Origin of the sequence: Delftia sp. RIT313 (assembly GCF_000632165.1) — a bacterium.
Lineage (GTDB): Bacteria > Pseudomonadota > Gammaproteobacteria > Burkholderiales > Burkholderiaceae_C > Comamonas > Comamonas acidovorans.
On the sequence record NZ_JFYT01000053.1, the window covers coordinates 51,966 to 67,400 of the forward strand.

At 65.2% G+C, this 15,435-nt stretch carries 18 protein-coding genes; 13 read left to right on the top strand and 5 right to left on the bottom strand.

What is annotated here, in order from left to right:
• The first annotated feature begins 77 nt into the window (after positions 1-77).
• From BW39_RS15870 to BW39_RS15905, 8 genes are all read left to right on the top strand, one after another.
• Complete coding sequence (locus BW39_RS15870; RefSeq protein WP_043822898.1) at positions 78-1,268, top strand: NAD(P)/FAD-dependent oxidoreductase; 1,191 nt, start codon at positions 78-80, stop codon at positions 1,266-1,268.
• 51 nt (positions 1,269-1,319) lie between these two features.
• On the top strand, positions 1,320-1,748 hold the full coding sequence (locus BW39_RS15875; RefSeq protein ID WP_043822901.1) for a DUF1641 domain-containing protein: 429 nt from the start codon (positions 1,320-1,322) through the stop codon (positions 1,746-1,748).
• Positions 1,749-1,932: 184 nt separating this feature from the next.
• Positions 1,933-2,844: an O-acetylserine/cysteine exporter gene (locus tag BW39_RS15880; RefSeq protein WP_012204260.1), complete on the top strand. Its 912-nt coding sequence runs from the start codon at positions 1,933-1,935 to the stop codon at positions 2,842-2,844.
• 244 nt (positions 2,845-3,088) lie between these two features.
• Positions 3,089-3,415, top strand: coding sequence for a DUF3649 domain-containing protein (locus tag BW39_RS15885; RefSeq protein ID WP_043822903.1), 327 nt, complete (start codon positions 3,089-3,091; stop codon positions 3,413-3,415).
• Positions 3,412-5,055, top strand: coding sequence for a PepSY-associated TM helix domain-containing protein (locus BW39_RS15890; RefSeq protein WP_043822904.1), 1,644 nt, complete (start codon positions 3,412-3,414; stop codon positions 5,053-5,055). The genes BW39_RS15885 and BW39_RS15890 overlap by 4 nt, the downstream gene beginning before the upstream one ends.
• Positions 5,052-5,384 (top strand): DUF3325 family protein, encoded by a 333-nt coding sequence (locus BW39_RS15895; protein WP_043822906.1) that lies wholly within the window; start codon positions 5,052-5,054, stop codon positions 5,382-5,384. Before BW39_RS15890 ends, BW39_RS15895 begins: the two co-directional genes overlap by 4 nt.
• A gap of 415 nt (positions 5,385-5,799) precedes the next feature.
• Positions 5,800-6,861, top strand: coding sequence for an HAF repeat-containing protein (locus BW39_RS15900; protein ID WP_235264217.1), 1,062 nt, complete (start codon positions 5,800-5,802; stop codon positions 6,859-6,861).
• A gap of 43 nt (positions 6,862-6,904) precedes the next feature.
• Entirely contained in the window at positions 6,905-7,231 is a 327-nt protein-coding gene (locus BW39_RS15905) for an EF-hand domain-containing protein (RefSeq protein WP_161786994.1), read from the top strand.
• A gap of 25 nt (positions 7,232-7,256) precedes the next feature.
• On the opposite strand, the gene hpaI is transcribed toward BW39_RS15905, so the two are convergent.
• The 4 genes from hpaI to BW39_RS15925 are packed head-to-tail and all read right to left on the bottom strand — an operon-like array spanning position 7,257 to position 12,183.
• Positions 7,257-8,063: a 4-hydroxy-2-oxoheptanedioate aldolase gene (gene hpaI / locus BW39_RS15910; protein WP_043822909.1), complete on the bottom strand. Its 807-nt coding sequence runs from the start codon at positions 8,061-8,063 to the stop codon at positions 7,257-7,259.
• 30 nt (positions 8,064-8,093) lie between these two features.
• Positions 8,094-9,581: an NAD-dependent succinate-semialdehyde dehydrogenase gene (locus BW39_RS15915; RefSeq protein WP_043822911.1), complete on the bottom strand. Its 1,488-nt coding sequence runs from the start codon at positions 9,579-9,581 to the stop codon at positions 8,094-8,096.
• A 34-nt stretch (positions 9,582-9,615) separates the two neighbouring features.
• The gene (locus tag BW39_RS15920; RefSeq protein ID WP_043822914.1) at positions 9,616-11,145 is read right to left on the bottom strand and encodes a UxaA family hydrolase; all 1,530 of its coding nucleotides are present in this window, start codon (positions 11,143-11,145) and stop codon (positions 9,616-9,618) included.
• Between the two features lie 42 nt (positions 11,146-11,187).
• Positions 11,188-12,183 (bottom strand): Bug family tripartite tricarboxylate transporter substrate binding protein, encoded by a 996-nt coding sequence (locus BW39_RS15925; protein ID WP_034391410.1) that lies wholly within the window; start codon positions 12,181-12,183, stop codon positions 11,188-11,190.
• Between the two features lie 137 nt (positions 12,184-12,320).
• Here BW39_RS15925 and BW39_RS15930 point away from each other — a divergent pair, with 137 nt between their 5' ends.
• From BW39_RS15930 to BW39_RS31080, 5 genes are all read left to right on the top strand, one after another.
• Positions 12,321-13,292 (top strand): LysR substrate-binding domain-containing protein, encoded by a 972-nt coding sequence (locus tag BW39_RS15930; RefSeq protein ID WP_043822916.1) that lies wholly within the window; start codon positions 12,321-12,323, stop codon positions 13,290-13,292.
• A 12-nt stretch (positions 13,293-13,304) separates the two neighbouring features.
• Entirely contained in the window at positions 13,305-13,619 is a 315-nt protein-coding gene (locus BW39_RS31070) for a hypothetical protein (RefSeq protein ID WP_152547246.1), read from the top strand.
• Positions 13,620-13,627: 8 nt separating this feature from the next.
• Entirely contained in the window at positions 13,628-14,026 is a 399-nt protein-coding gene (locus BW39_RS15935) for a hypothetical protein (protein ID WP_152547247.1), read from the top strand.
• A 63-nt stretch (positions 14,027-14,089) separates the two neighbouring features.
• Entirely contained in the window at positions 14,090-14,452 is a 363-nt protein-coding gene (locus BW39_RS31075; RefSeq protein WP_161786995.1) for a hypothetical protein, read from the top strand.
• Positions 14,453-14,456: 4 nt separating this feature from the next.
• A complete protein-coding gene (locus BW39_RS31080; protein ID WP_152547249.1) occupies positions 14,457-14,924 on the top strand; it encodes a hypothetical protein in 468 nt (155 codons plus the stop codon).
• A gap of 176 nt (positions 14,925-15,100) precedes the next feature.
• Here the strand turns inward: BW39_RS31080 and BW39_RS15940 are convergent, their stop codons facing one another.
• Positions 15,101-15,421, bottom strand: a complete 321-nt coding sequence (locus BW39_RS15940) for a 2Fe-2S iron-sulfur cluster-binding protein (RefSeq protein WP_043822920.1) — start codon at positions 15,419-15,421, stop codon at positions 15,101-15,103.
• Positions 15,422-15,435 lie beyond the last annotated feature (14 nt).

The following is a 15,435-nucleotide window of genomic DNA, read 5'->3' on the forward strand; positions in this document are numbered from 1 at the left end:
CGGCGCATTTTCCGGCGCTGGCGCCGTGCGGCGCCAGCGGTTGTTCCACTGAGGCGAAAGCACAAGGAGTAGCAGGGATGGCGCATCACATCTTGATCATCGGAGGGGGCATTGGCGGCACCATGACCGCCAACCACCTGGTCAGCAAGCTGTATCCGGAGGTGGTCACGGGCAAGGTGCGCATCACCATGCTGTCGAACTCGCCCTGGCATTACTACAAGCCGGCCTTCATGTACGTGGCCTTCAATGCCTTCTTCCGCGACGAGTTGCGGCGCAGGCAGCGCGGCCTGCTGCGGCCCGAGATCGACTTCCAGGTGGAAGAGGTCGAGCGTTTCGACTTTGCGCTGCAGGCCGTGCACTGCAAGAGCGGCAAGCGCTTCGGCTACGACCATCTGGTGATCTCCACGGGCTGCTTGCCCTCGCCCGAGCGCATCGAAGGCCTGGCCGAGGCCGGCGACCACTTCTACCAGCACGCGCCCGCGCGGCAGCTGGCCGACAAGCTGGCGCGCATCGAAAAGGGCCGCATCTTCGTCACCGTCACCTTTCCCAAGACGCCCAATGTGCCGCACCAGTGCGGCATCGCGCCCATAGAGACCACGCTGATGCTGGACGACCTGCTGCGCCGGCGCGGCGTGCGCGACAAGGTGGAGATCGTCTACACCTATCCCACGGTCTCGCAGCTGCTGCGCAACTGCCTGTTCCTGCAGAAGGACACCTGCGAGATCCTGCCCACGGTGTTCGAGCAGCGCGGCATTCGCCACCAGCGCGGCTTCACGCTGGCGCGCGTGGACCCCGAGGCCAAGGTGGCCCACTCGGAAGAGGGTCAGGCCGAGGACTTCGACATCCTCATGGCCACGCCGCCCATACGCGCCGTGCAGGCCGTGCGCGACTGCGGCCTGTCGCAGGCGCAGGACGGCGAGGGCTGGCTGCCCACCGACCACGAGACCATGCAGGTGCTGGGCCAGAGCCATGTCTATGTGCTGGGCGATACGGTGGACCTGCCGGTGAGCAAGGCCGGCGGCACCTGCCACAACCAGTCGCCCGTGGTGGTGAACAACATCGCCTCGCAGATCCGCTTCGGCCGCACCAGCGATGCCTACGACGGGCGCGTGGTGGCCATCGCCCAGATGGGCCTGGACGGCGGCATGCCGCTTTGGTACGACTACCAGGTCGACGTCAAGCCCACGCCGCCGACCAAGGTCGGCTCCATGATGCGCAAGGGCTTCAACCGCGGCATGTACTGGGCCGTGGCCCGCGCCCTGGTCTGAGGCCAGGGCCTTTGCATTGTCATTCCAAGCACGAAGACAAGGAGCACCGAGATGAACATCGCTTCCGACATTCCCGTGGCGCAGCCCGCCGCTGGCGGCCTGCTGCAGGACGACGCCGCGCTGCAGGGGCTGGCCGAACTGATGGGCAAGCTGGAGCCGCTGCTGGCGGGCCGGCGCCTGAACCGCGTGGTCGATCTGCTGTCGGCCACGGCGGACCTGGTGGACATGGCAGACGACTACATGGTCGAGAAGGTCGCCAAGGCCTTCGAGGATGGCGTGGGCGGGGCCTGGGCCGCGGGCAATGCCGCGCGCATGGCGGCGGCCCAGGTGCACGCCATGGAGGAAACGCCCACCCTGATCGGCCTGATGCGCATGGCACGCGAGCCCGATGTGCGGCGCGGCCTGGCCTTCATGCTGGCCATGGCCGGCGCGCTGGGGCGCCAGCATGCCCACGATCCCATCGACTACGCGGCGGACTGAAACGCAGGGCCGAGCCACGGCCGCCCGGCAGCGCACGGGCTGCGGTGGTACAAACGCCGGGGGCGGATGTGATCCGCCCCTTTTCTTTTTGCCCATTGCCCGCCATGCCTTCTTCCTGTTCCTTGCCGGTGCTGCCGGCCGCTGTCCCTGACCATTGCAGGCCCCGCTGCACCGAGGGCAGGGCATGACCGCGCAGCACCTGAGCCGTGGCGACTGGGCACGTGCGCTGCTGGTCATCCTGATCTGGGGCACCAACTTCGTGGCCATGAAGTTCGGCCTGCTGACGCTGTCGCCCATGCTGCTGAGCGCGCTGCGCTTCGTGGTGGCGTCGCTGCCCTTTTTGCTGTTCGTGCGCCCGCCCAAGTCGGTGGGCTGGCGCTATCTGGCCGCCTATGGTCTGGTGCAGGGCGTGGGCCAGTTCGGCATGCTGTTTCTGGGCCTGAAGCTGGGCATGCCGGCCGGCATGGCCTCGGTGGTGCTGCAGACGCAGGCCTTCGTCACGCTGCTGCTGGCCGCCTTCCTGCTGGGCGAGCCCGCGCGCCTGTGGCATTGGCTGGGTCTGGTGGTATCGCTGGGTGGGCTGGTTGCCATTGGCAGCGCCCATGGCGAAGGCGACAACGCCATGACGCTGGCCGGCTTTTTGCTGACCGTGGGCGCAGCCTGCATGTGGGCCGTGTCCAACATGATCACGCGCTATGCGGCGCGCAGCGGCCCCTACGAGCCCTTCCCCTTCATCGTCTGGAGCAGCATCTTTCCCATCGCGCCGCTGATGGCCCTGGCCGTCTGGACCGATGGCGCGGATACGGTCGTGCAGCAACTGGCGGGGATCGACCTGACCGCCGTGGCCTCCATCCTGTACCTGGCGCTGCTGGCCACGCTGCTGGGCTACGGCCTGTGGACGCGCCTGCTGCAGCGCTATGCGGCCGGCACGGTGGCGCCGCTGTCTCTGATGGTGCCCGTGGTGGGCCTGGTCTCGGCCATGCTGCTGCTGGGCGAGCGGCCCACCCTGATGCAGTGGATGGGCACGCTGGCCGTGCTGGCGGGCATGGTGATCAACCAGTTCGGCGGGCGCTGGCTGGCGGGGCGGGCGCGATAGGGGAACAAGCGCCAGGGAGATGGTCGGGGCCGGTGGCAGGAGGCCGGCTTTGCATTTCTTTAAATGACTCGGGTAATAAAAATCATTATCATTCCCGATCTTTGAAAGGCGGCGTGCTTCAGGCGCGCGGCCAACGCCCGGCGCCGCACAGACCTTGGACTGTTGTGGCGCCTTTGTCCGTCCGGGCCTGCGCTGCGGCCGCGGCGTCCATGACGGGCAACGATCCGCAAGAAAGGTCATCCCCATGCAAGCCTCGACCCCGGGAGGGTCCTCTCCATCCTTGCTGCGCTACCGCGTGGCCGTGGCCTCGCGCACCTTGGCGGCGATCGGCGGCGGCTATCTGCTGTCGGCCGCCTGCGCCGCCACGGGCGCGCGCGCCATGGTCTGGCTGGGCGTGGAACGGGCCGATGCGGCGCTGGGCTCGACGATGCTGGCCTTCATCATCTACGCCGTGGCGGCCATGTGGGCCTTCGGCTGCGCCAGCGCCTGGCGCGCCTGGGCCGTGATCGGCCTGCCTGGCGCGGGCCTGGGACTTCTGGCCTGGATGCTGTCGAACGGAGCCGCCGCATGAGGGCAGACGGCAAACCCGAGGGACTGCGCCAGTCCATGTCCTGGCTGCACACCTGGAGCGGCCTGCTGCTGGGCTGGCTGCTCTACGCTGTGTTCTTCACGGGCACCCTGAGCTATTTCCGCGACGAGATCAACGACTGGATGCGGCCCGAGCTGCACGGCTCGGTGCAGGACGCCGACACCGCGCAGCGCGCGCTGAACGCCATGCAGCGCATCGCGCCGGAAGCCACGACCTGGACGCTGAGCCTGCCCGGCCCGCGCCAGGTGGCGGTGGCCGCATCCTGGCGCGAGCCCGGCGCCGCCACGGGCCGCGCAGGCACCAAGCGCGCCGAGATCGACGCCGCCACGGGCGAGAAGCTGGAGCCGCGCGAGACACGCGCCGGCAACTTCTTCTACCGCTTCCACTTCGAGCTGCACGCCATGCCGCGCATCTGGGGCCGCTGGATCGTGGGCTTCGCCACCATGCTGATGTTCGTGGCCATCATCACGGGCGTGATCACGCACAAGAAGATCTTCACGGACTTCTTCACCTTCCGCCCGCGCAAGGGCCAGCGCTCCTGGCTGGATGCGCACAACGCCACGGCCGTGCTGGCATTGCCGTTTCACATCGTCATCACCTTCAGCGGCCTGGTGCTGCTGATGTTCATGCTCATGCCCTGGGGCATACAGGCGGCCTACAACGGCGACACCAATGCCTACTTCGCCGATGTGCGGGGTGCGCGCGGTCAGGCGGCCAACCAGGGCCCGGGCGCGCGCGGTGGCAAACAGGAGCGCCAGGCCGCCGCGCTGGCCGATATCGCGCCCATGATGGCCGAGGGCGCGCGCCGCTGGCCCGAGCACGGCGTGGGCAGCATCACCGTCAACGCGCCCGGCACCTCGCGCGCGGTGGTCGAGCTGCGCGAAGGCGGGGGCATGAGCCTCATCAACCGGGGCCAGGCCGAGACGCTGCGCTTCGACGGCGTGACCGGCCAGTTGCAGGCCAGCCCCGAGGCGCCCGCCATCTCCTGGGTGCGCGCCACCGGCAACGTGATCACCGGCGTGCACCTGGGCCGCTTTGCCGAGCCGGCCACGCGCTGGCTGCTGCTGCTCAGCGGCGTGGTCGGCACCTTCATGGCCGCGTCCGGCATGGTGCTGTGGGTGGTCAAGCGCATGCCCGAGCGCCGCAAGCTGGGCCGCACGCCCTTCGGTCACCGTCTGGTGGAGGTGCTCAACGTGGGCTCCATCGCGGGCCTGTCGGTGGCCGTGGCCGGCTTCTTCTGGCTCAACCGCCTGCTGCCCGTGCCCATGCAGGGGCGTGCCGACTGGGAAATCAACGGCTTCTTCCTGATCTGGCTGCTGTGCCTGCTGCATCCGCTGCTGGTCTCGCACCGCAATGCCTGGCTGCAGCAGATGGCGCTGGCCGCCGTGCTGTACGCGCTGCTGCCCCTGCTCAACCTGCTGACGGGCGGCGCATCGCTGGTGCAGACCCTGGCCAACGGGCAGTGGAGCATCGCCAGTTTCGAGCTGCTGATGCTGGGCCTGGCCGCCATCCACGGCGTGGTGGCCTGGTGGCTGCTGCGCGGCAAGCCGGCAGCGGCTGCAGTGCCCCGCACGCAAGCCCGCGCCGCCAGCCATGCCCCCACGCTGGAGCGCGCGTCATGATGATTCTTGCCGCCTTTTTTCTGGCCTTTGCAGGCTTTGCCGTCATCGCCGCTTCCATGGACCGGCACCAGGACCAGCTGGGCACCGAAGGCCTGGCGCCCGCGCGCCTGAAGGCCTGGCGGCTGGCCGGCCACGCGCTGCTGGCCGTGTCGCTGGCGCCTTGCCTGCTGCGCTGGAATGCCTCGGTGGCCGTGGCCGCCTGGCTGGGCCTGCTGACCTTTGCGGCCCTGGCCCTGGGCCTGCTGCTGACCTATGCGCCGCAGTTCGCGCGGCGTGTGGCGATTGTGGCTGCTGCCGCAGGATTGGGGACTTGGCTGCTGCTGGGCTGAGCGGGCAGGTCTTTCCCTTCGCTTTTTCCTGTTTTCCTTTGAGTGAATCACACGGCGGGGCCCCTTGCGGGCCCCGCCCCATTGCTGAGCATGCAAATGGTGCGGACCTCCTATTAATTGTGATTTATCAATAACAATCACATATTTGTGCGCAGAGATCGCTGCGTGATTGAATATCAATAGTCAGCATCTGATTTCAATCCATCAGTCAGAAACAAGTTCGATTCGTGTTGTCAAACTGTGGTTCTTTGGCAGGAGAATGCGTATGACTGTTCCGGCATTTTATTTCCCTCTGGTTTTGACTGGCGGCTTGATGCTTGCCTCCAGTATGGCTCAGGCAGGACCCATGCAGGATATAGGGACTGCCTCGGGTCCGCAGTGCGCAGGCCTGGATGTCAATAATTCCGGATATGTAGTGGGCGCCTGTGCAGAGGCCAATGGATCTGCCTCGGGCTTTGTTGCCCTGGCGCCCGGCAGCGCGGTGGATCTGGCACATCTGATCGATGGTCGCAATTGCGTGGCAGGCGCCATCACCAATGTGGGCCGTCTGGTCGGGTGGTGCATGAACAGCAATTCGCTGCCAACGGGCGTGGTCTGGAATGCCACGGCCCCCACTACGGTACAGGCTTTGCAGGCGTTGGCGGGCGGTGTGCGCACCAAGGTGACCGCGCTCAGCCAGAGTGGCGCGGTCGCGGGTGTCAGCCTCAATGCCGACAACACGGCCTTGCCGGTGATGTGGCGCAACAACGAAACCACGGCACGCACGCTGCCGGCTGGCCTGCTGGGCCTGGTTGCCACGAACTGCGTGCCCGCCGATGTGGACGACCATTCCGTGAATCCGACGATGCCCAATATCGTCGGCAACTGTCCCGGCTCCAGCGGCCGGCCCCAGCCCGTGCTGTGGTCCCCGGGGCTGCTGGGAACCTACGCCTCCGCCGCGCTGCCGCTGCCTGCCGATGCGCTGCATTGCCGCGCCTCTCAGATTGTGAACTCGCGCATTCTGGGCCATTGTGATTTTGGTGCACAGGGCGGTCATGCCGTGCTGTGGAGCAATCCGGCTTCGGCGCCGCTGGTGTTGTCCACGGGCGCGCAGCGCAGCAGTGCCAAGACGCTGAACGCCAATGGCCGGGTCATCGGCAAGTACAGCAACACCAACGGCGACCCCGTTCCCTTCTACTGGGACACCATGACCAATGTGCGCACCGACATCCCCGCGCCAACCGGTGGCAGGCATGCCTCGGTGTCTGACATAGGCGACAACGGCAATGTGGTGGGCAGCAGCGAGATGAGCGACGGCACCCGCCATGCGTTCAAGTGGACCCTGGCCGGAGGATCGGTGGACCTGGGTACGTTGCCGGGTGGCAAGAACAGCGGCGCCATTGCGCTGAGCCAGGACGGCTGCTATCTGACGGGCGGCAGCGAGACGGGCTCGGGGCAGGATACGCATGCGTTTGTGCAGAACCTGTGTGCGCCTTGAATGAATATGCCTCTTTTCATATTTTCAATGAATGGAGTGTTTCATGAATAAATCCAATGGAGCAATTGGTGGCTGGGCTGCCTTGATGCGGGAAATAAGCATTGTTGCACAGGTCAGATATACGGTATTTCTGCCTTTTGCTTGTGCAATGATGGTGCTGCCCGTTCCTGGTGACGCCAAAGATCTTCGGGAAGCGTACCGTCTTTATGACAAAAATGGCGTTGCCTTCACTCCTATTACAGACTTGAGGAAAGTTTTAGGGGACCAACTCACGGAGGAGGAGCTTGACGAGCTGATTGCGGAGATTGACTCGGATGGCTCAGGCTCCGTGGATTTCGACAAATTCATGGAAATCATGGTGGGCGACTGATCCGCGCCTGTGCCGCCCCATGTTCTCAATACGCAGCCCCGAGGCGCTGCACAGGCGCGGCCACCGGCGAATCATCGAACTGCCCCCGCAGCCTTCGCGCCGCGTTCGCAAACAGCAGCACATCCACGCCCACGGCCACGAAGCTGCAGCCCAGATCCAGGTAGCGGCGGGCCAGGGCGGGGTCCGAGGTCAGGGTGCCGGCCGCCTTGCCGCTGGCGATGATGGTCTTCATGGCGGCTTCGATGGCGGCCTGCACCTCGGGGTGGCCGGGGTTGCCGCGGTGGCCCATGGAGGCGGCCAGGTCGGCGGGGCCGATGAAGACGCCGTGCACGCCGTCCACCGCGCAGATGGCTTCAAGGTTGTGCAGCGCGGCCACGGTCTCGGCTTGGACGAGCAGGCAGACCTCGTCGTCGGCCACCTGCAGGTAGTCGGCGCGTGCGCTCCACTGCGATGCGCGGCCCACGGCGCTGCCCACGCCGCGCACGCCCAGCGGCGGGTAGCGCGTGGCGGCCACCACGGCGCGCGCCTGTTCGGCCGTGTCCACCATGGGCACGAGCAAGGTGGTGGCGCCTATGTCCAGCATCTGCTTGATCAGGGCCGTGCTGCCTTCGACCACGCGCACCACGGCCTGGGCCGGGTGCGGGGCCACGGCCTGCAGCGCGGCCAGGGTGCTGCGCACGTCGTTGGGCGCGTGCTCGCCGTCGATCAGCAGCCAGTCGTAGCCGCAGGTGGCGGCCGCCTCGGCCAGGTAGGGGTCGGCCATGGACAGCCACAGGCCGATGCGGGCCTGGCCTGCGGCCAGGGCGGTCTTGAAGGGGTTATGGGCTGGCATGGTGTCCGGTGATTTCGTTGAGGGAAAGATTCAGTCCAGCAGGCCCTGGCAGACGTACTTGGTGTGCAGGTAGTCATCGAGGCCGTGGGTGGAGCCCTCGCGGCCGTAGCCCGATTCCTTGACGCCGCCGAAGGGCGCTGCCTCGGCGGCCAGTGCGCCTTCGTTGATGCCGACGATGCCGGTCTCCAACGCATCGGCCATGCGCCAGATGCGGCGTGCGTCGTTGCTGTAGAAGTAGGCGGCCAGGCCGAAGGGCGTGTCGTTGGCGGCGGCGATGACCTCGTCCTCGCTGTCGAAGACCGTGAGCGGCGCCACGGGGCCGAAGGTTTCCTCGCAGGCGCAGGCCATGGAGGCATCGGCGCCCGTGAGCACGGTGGGCGCGTAGTAGTTGGCGCCCAGGGCATCCAGGCGCCTGCCGCCCGTGAGCACCCTGGCGCCGCGCGACACGGCGTCCTGCACATGGCGCTCGATCTTTTCCACGGCGCGCGCATTGATCATGGGGCCAATCTGCGAGGCCGGGTCGCTGGCCGGGCCCACGTGCAGCGCGGCCACGCGCGCGGCCAGCTTCTGTGCGAACGTGTCGTGCACGCTGCGGTGCACGAAGACGCGGTTGGGGCACACGCAGGTCTGGCCGCCATTGCGGAACTTGGCGGCCATGAAGCCGTCGACGGCGGCATCGATGTCGGCGTCCTCGAAGACGATGAAGGGCGCATTGCCGCCCAGCTCCAGCGAGAGCTTCTTGAGCGTGTCGGCGCTGCGCCGCGCCAGGTGCTTGCCCACGGGCGTGGAGCCCGTGAAGGTGATCTTGCGCACGCGCACGTCGTCCAACCACACATCCACCACCTCGGGCGTCTTCTCGCGCGAGGCCGTGACGATGTTGAGCACGCCGGCCGGCACCCCCGCCTCCTGGGCCAGCAGCACCAGGGCCAGCGAGGTCAGCGGCGTGTCTTCCGCGGGCTTGCAGACCACGGTGCAGCCGGCGGCCAGCGCGGGCGCGATCTTGCGGGCGATCATGGCGGCCGGAAAATTCCAGGGCGTGATGGCGGCCACCACGCCCACGGGCTCGCGCAGCGCAAACATGCGCCGGCCCGGCACGGGCGCGGGAATGATCTCGCCGTTCATGCGCGTGGCCTCTTCGGCGAACCATTCGATGTAGCTGGCCGCATAGGCGACCTCGCCCTTGCCCTCGACCAGGGGCTTGCCCTGCTCGCGGCTGATGAGGCGGCCCAGGTCGTCCTGGTGGGCCAGCACCAGGTCGTTCCAGCGCTTGATGATGGCGGCGCGCTGTTTGGCAGGCGTCCTGCGCCAGGCGGGGAAGGCGGCATGCGCGGCGTCCAGCGCGGCGCGGGCCTCGGCGGCGCTGGAGTCGGGCACCTCGGTGATCAGTGCGCCCGTGGCGGGGTCGGTCACTGCCAGGCGTGGGGTTGGTGCGGAGGGCGTGGCCGTCGCGGTCGTCCATTGGCCGGCGATGAAGTTGGCGCTGCGCAGCAGCTCGGGTCGGGTCAGGGTCAGTGGCATGGAATCGGTGGATGCAGGTGTTGTAAGGGGCGGCTCAGCTCACGATGCCCAGGTGCCAGGGCACGAACTCATAGTCGCCCAGGCCCAGGGCCTCGCTCTTGGTGGGCTCGCCGCTGGCGTGGCGCAGGATCTGCGCGAAGATGCGCTGCCCCATCTCGGGCACGCCGCATTCGCCGTCCACGATCAGGCCGCAGTTGATGTCCATGTCTTCCTCCAGGCGCCGGTACATGGGCGTGTTGCTGGCCAGCTTGATGGTGGGCGCGGGCTTGCTGCCGAACATGGAGCCGCGCCCCGTGGTGAAGCAGATCAGGTGCGCGCCGCTGGCAATCTGGCCCGTGGAGGCCACGGGGTCGTAGCCCGGCGAATCCATGAAGACGAAGCCCGGCTCGGTGATGGGCTCGGCGTATTCGTAGACGGCGCGCAGCGGCGTGGTGCCGCCCTTCATGGCCGAGCCCAGCGATTTCTCGAAGATGTTGGCCAGGCCGCCTGCCTGGTTGCCGTGGCCGACCACGCCGTTGAACTGCGCGTTCTGGCCGGCCGCGTAGCGCTCCCACCATGCCAGGCGGTCCAGCAGCTTCTGGCCCACGGCAGGCGTGATGGCGCGGCGCGTGAGCATGAATTCCACGCCATGGATCTCGGGCGTTTCCGACAGGATGGCCGTGCCGCCGTGGCGCACCAGGATGTCCATGGCCGCGCCCAGGGCCGGGTTGGCCGTGATGCCCGAAAAGCCGTCCGAGCCGCCGCACTCCAGCCCGATCTTCAGGTGGCTGGCGCTGACCGTGCTGCGCCGCGCGGCGTCGGCCTCGGGCAGCATCTCTTCGATGGCGCGGATGCCTGCCTCTATGGTCACGCGCGTGCCGCCGACCTCCTGCATCACCAGGGTGCGCATGAGCCGGCCTTCGCTCAGGCCCTGCGACTGCACCAGGGCATCGACCTGGTTGCGCTCGCAGCCCAGGCCCACGATGAGCACGCCGGCCAGGTTCGGGTGGCGCGCATAGCCGGCCAGCGTGCGGCGCAGCACGTCGAAATGCTCGCTGGGCGAGGACATGCCGCAGCCGCTGGTCTGGGCGAAGGCCACCACGCCGTCCACGTTGGGGAATGCCGCCATGCGCTCGGCCGTGAAATGCGCGGCAATGCGCTTGATCACCGTGGCCGAACAGTTCACCGACGACAGGATGCCGATGAAATTGCGCGTGCCCACGCCGCCGCCGGCGCGCACAAAGCCCTGGAAGCTTGCGCGCTGCGCCTCGGGCACATAGTCCACGGGCCGCACGTCTGCGCCGAAGGCCGGGTCGCGGTAGTAGTCCACGATGCGCAGGTTGTGGCTGTGCACATAGTCGCCGGCCTCCAGCTCGCGCATGGCCACGCCGATCACGGTGTCGTACTTCTTCACCTGCTCGCCCTCTGCGATGCGGCGCGCGGCGATCTTGTGGCCCGCAGGCACCTGGGCGCGGGCGCGCACGCCCAGTTCGGGAATCTCCTGGCCCAGCGACAGAGCGGTCTTGGCGACCAGCACGTTGTCGTTGGGATGCAGGTGCAGCAGGGGGCTATCGGTGCGGTACATGCGGGGCATGAGGGGCTTTCATCGATGTGGGTTCGCGGGCTGTCAGCCCTTCATCAATTCGCGCAGCTTGAGCTTGTCGATGAGGACGGTCTCTTTTTGATAGACCGTGTTGACGTATTTCTCGTAGTCCGGGCCGTCCAGGTAGAGCAGCGGCGCATCCAGCTTCTCGGCCACGGACTTGAACTCGGGGCTGGCCACGGCGGCGCGGAAGGCCTCGCGCAGCCTGGCCGCCACGGCCGGGTCCAGGCCACGCGGCGCGCCAATGCCGTTGGGCGCATCGACCACCACGTCGTAGCCGCATTCGCGCAGCGTGGGCACGTCCTTGAAGCGCGCCGTGCGCTGCTCGCCCCAGGTCGCCAGCAGGCGCAGCTTGCCGGCCTCCACATGCGGAGCCCAGGAGCTGGAGTCGGCCAGCGCATCCACATGGCCGCCCAGCACGCCCTGCAGTGCCTCGGCGCCGCCCTTGTAGGGCACATGGTTGAGCTGTATGCCGGCCACGCCCGCAAATTCCTCCATGCCCACATGCGTGGCACCGCCCACGCCTGCATGGGCATAGGTCACCTGGCCGGGCCTCGCCTTGGCGGCGGCCACGAAGTCCTTGAGCGTCTTGAACGGCGAATTGGCGGGCACGGCAATGCCGAAGGTCTGGCCCGAGGTGCGCGCTATGTAGGTGTAGTCCTTGCGCGGATCGGCCTGCAGGCTGCCCAGTTGCGAAAAGCGCGTGACCGAGATGGGAATCTGGCCGATGGTGTAGCCGTCCGCCCTGGCCGAGGCCAGCGCCTTGGCGCCGATCATTCCCGATGCGCCCGCACGGTTCTCCACCGCGATCGGCTGGCCCAGCAGCTTGCCGGCCACCGTGCACAGCGCGCGCATGGATTGGTCGGCCGTGCCGCCCGCAGGCCAGGGGCAGATGAAGGTGATGGGGCGTTCGGGCCAGTTCTGGGCGAAAAGAGGTCCGGTGGCTGCCAGTGCGCTGGCGCCGAGGGTGGCGAGCACGAATTCGCGCCGGCTTGCATGGCGTGTGCGTGGGGTGTTCATCGCTTGTCTCCTGTATTGGCTTTTTGCAGCCCTGTGATCCGGGCTTTGGGCTGACTGGCGCGATTGTTCAGCGCCTGATCATGACAATCCAATGAAAAGATAGACTGGCTTCATAACCTCAAAGCTATGAAGATCCCATGAGCAAGATAGACCGCGTGCTGCGCTCCAACCTCAAGCTGCGCCACCTGCAGCTGCTGGTGGCGCTGGACCAGTTCCGCCACCTGGGCCGTGCCGCCGAGTTCCTGGCCGTGACCCAGCCCGCCGTCTCCAAGACCCTGGCCGAGATAGAGCGCATGCTGGACATGACGCTGTTCGAGCGCTCCACGCGCGGCACCGAGCCCACGGCGGCCGGCGTCAGCATGGTGCGCTTTGCGCGCTCGGTGCTGGCGGGCTTCGAACGCACGCGCGATGAAATGGCGGCCGAGGCCAGCGGCACACGCGGGCGCACCAGCGTGGGCGCCATGGTGGTGGCCACGCCCGTACTGCTGGCCCGCGCCGTCGAGCAGTTGAAGGCGCGATCGGCCCAGACCACGGTGCTGGTCGATGAGGGCGATCTCACGCGGCTGCTGCCCAAGCTGCGCATGGGCGAGCTGGACCTGTTCGTGGGCCGGCTGGAACCCGGCTATGCCTCGCCCGACCTGGAGACCGAAGCCCTGTACGACGAGCCCATGGTCGCCGTCGTGCGCCCCGGCCATGCGCTGCTGGCGCAGCCTGCCAGCTGGCAGGCGCTGGCCGACATGCCCTGCGTCATGCCCCCGCCCTGGGCATCGCTGCGCGTGAAGCTGGAGCAGCAGTTCTTCGCCCACGGCCTGCATCCGCCGGCCGATCTGGTGGAGTCCGCCTCATTCCTGTCGCAGATCAGCTTCCTGCACCAGCGCGGCGCCGTGGCCTTCATGGCGCGCGGCGTGGCGCAGCATTTCGCGCAGCAGGGGCTGGTCGCCGTGCTGGACCTGCCCGTGCCCATCGACCTGCCGCCCGTGGGCCTGATCACCCTGCGCGGCCAGCCGATGACGGCGACGACGCGGTTGCTGGTGGAGTGTTTGCGGGCGGTGGTGGGCAAGTCGTTGGCTACAGCACGCCACGGCGAGCAATTGCAACATGGCAGATAAGGAAACGCAGCAATGTCTGAAGATAATCCATGGCCCAGCGGCGAATCAAAGCCGGTCATCCTGTTGTCTGATGGGCCTTCGGAGCTGTCCAGAAAGCACGGACTGCATTTTGTGAGAGATGTTGACGATCTGGATGTCTGCCATTATTGCTATGCCTTGGATAAGGATGTTGGTACCATCCTCTTTCATTTTTACGTGAATTCGCCAGCCAAAGGCACCGCGATCTATGTGGACAGAGGTGTTGAGACGGTTTTTGCCATCAACAAGCTGATGGCGAATTTTTCCATTCACCCATTTGAGGTGAAGTGGGTTCAGTCGGACATGTAGATGCGCCCATGAAGAACATGCTTGTAGTATCGAAAACCTGCGATGCGGGCAAAATTCAATCCAGTCCGCTTCCGCATGGCTGTTTTGTTGTGACGGGGAAGGGTAAGGACCCCGGATTCAATCTTGCAATAACGAGGTTGCTGGAGATCGGGTGTGAATTCTTTGCGACGTGGGGAGACTACTCTGGCGCGGAAGAGATCATTGATGACTTGATTCTGGACGCCGGCGATATGGATGCTGTCACTATCTCCCTGATCGAGAGCTTGGAGGATGCCGTTGAATTCTTCGCTCATGGGGCATTTCCCGGGCTCAATTGCGTGAGGTTTGTATTGCTGATTTGCCAAGATGCACCAGAGAGTCAGATGTTGAAAGCGATATCTCTGTTTGAAAAGGAGTTGAATCTGTAGGAATGTCTTGGGTTTCTGTTGGCTGAAGATGATTTAAGAATCCATCTGGATGAGATTCAATTCATGATCTGGAATAATTTTCTTGTAGACGGCGTTCATGAGGCTGCAGCACTGCTCGGTTATCTTGCGAGTTCTTTGGATATTTCTCCTGGTGATGTCTGTGCAATAGATTCAGTCGAGCAGCTCGTGCAGCAAAAGGCAAAAATTGTTTTGCTGATTGAAGATTCTCATGAATTCCAAGGGATGAAAATGGTCACTGTATATCTTGAAGAGGATGTTGTGGTGGAGGTTTCAATCCTTGCTTTTATGGCAAGGGATTTCAAGATTGATATTTATTTGCCTGACGAAGATTCCGGATATTATCGTGATCTTGTTTTGCTGGATAAAACGGGTGGAATGAAGAAAGTCACCCTTCGGGGGAGTTGACTCAATGAGTACAATTATCCAGGATATTGCGGAACAGGTTCTGGTGAAATATGGTTCATTGCGTGAACCCAATTACTTTGAATTATCTGCTCCATCTTGTGATGCCAGTGCGCTGAAAGAATCGATTGAGCATATCGCTGAGGCACAAGACTATGCAGATGTGAACGATGATGTGTGCTATCGCCTTGACATCAATGGCAGTATTGGTTGTTATGAGATTTTTATTTCCTGGGTCGGAAATTATGTGGCCATCCTGGAAAATTCTGATAAATCAGACAGGCAGGTGATTTCAGGGGCAGGGTGCGATCATTTGTTGAATCAAATAATTGAAAAGATAGTATCGGCTGGATTTGTCATTCTGGAAAAGAGTGTTCTTTTGATGAATATGGATTTCACGCTGATAAATTCAGACGATGATTTTGCTCCGGTATACAAGGTACTATTTACCGACCACGATCTCAGGTTCTCTTGAGATATTTGATTACCCAATGTAGTGGGCTGAGATAGCCCTTCGTCCTCTCGATTCCAGGCAATGGCTTGCGGTGCCGCTTGACGCGTTCCGGAACCCACGGCCTTGCGTTAGGTGACATGGGTGGTGCGCGATTGCAGGGCGGGCTGTCCGGGGTTGCATCCCCATCGGCACAGCCCTCAGCTCTGCGCCACCGGCATGCCCACCACCAGCCCATTCAGCTGCGGCGATACCGTGATCTGGCAGGCCAGTCGCGAGTCGCCGCGCACGTCGAGGGCGAAGTCCAGCATCTCCCTTTCGCCGCCCTGGGCCGGGCCCACGCGGTCCAGCCACTCCGGTTGTATGTAGACATGGCAGGTGGCGCAGGCACAGGCGCCGCCGCATTCGGCATCGATGCCCGGCACGCCGTTGGAGACGGCGGCGCGCATGAGGCTCTGGCCGTCCGTGGCCTGCACCACGTGCTTGCGGCCGCTGTGTTCTATGAAGGTGATGGTGGTCATGGCGTGGGTGGGAC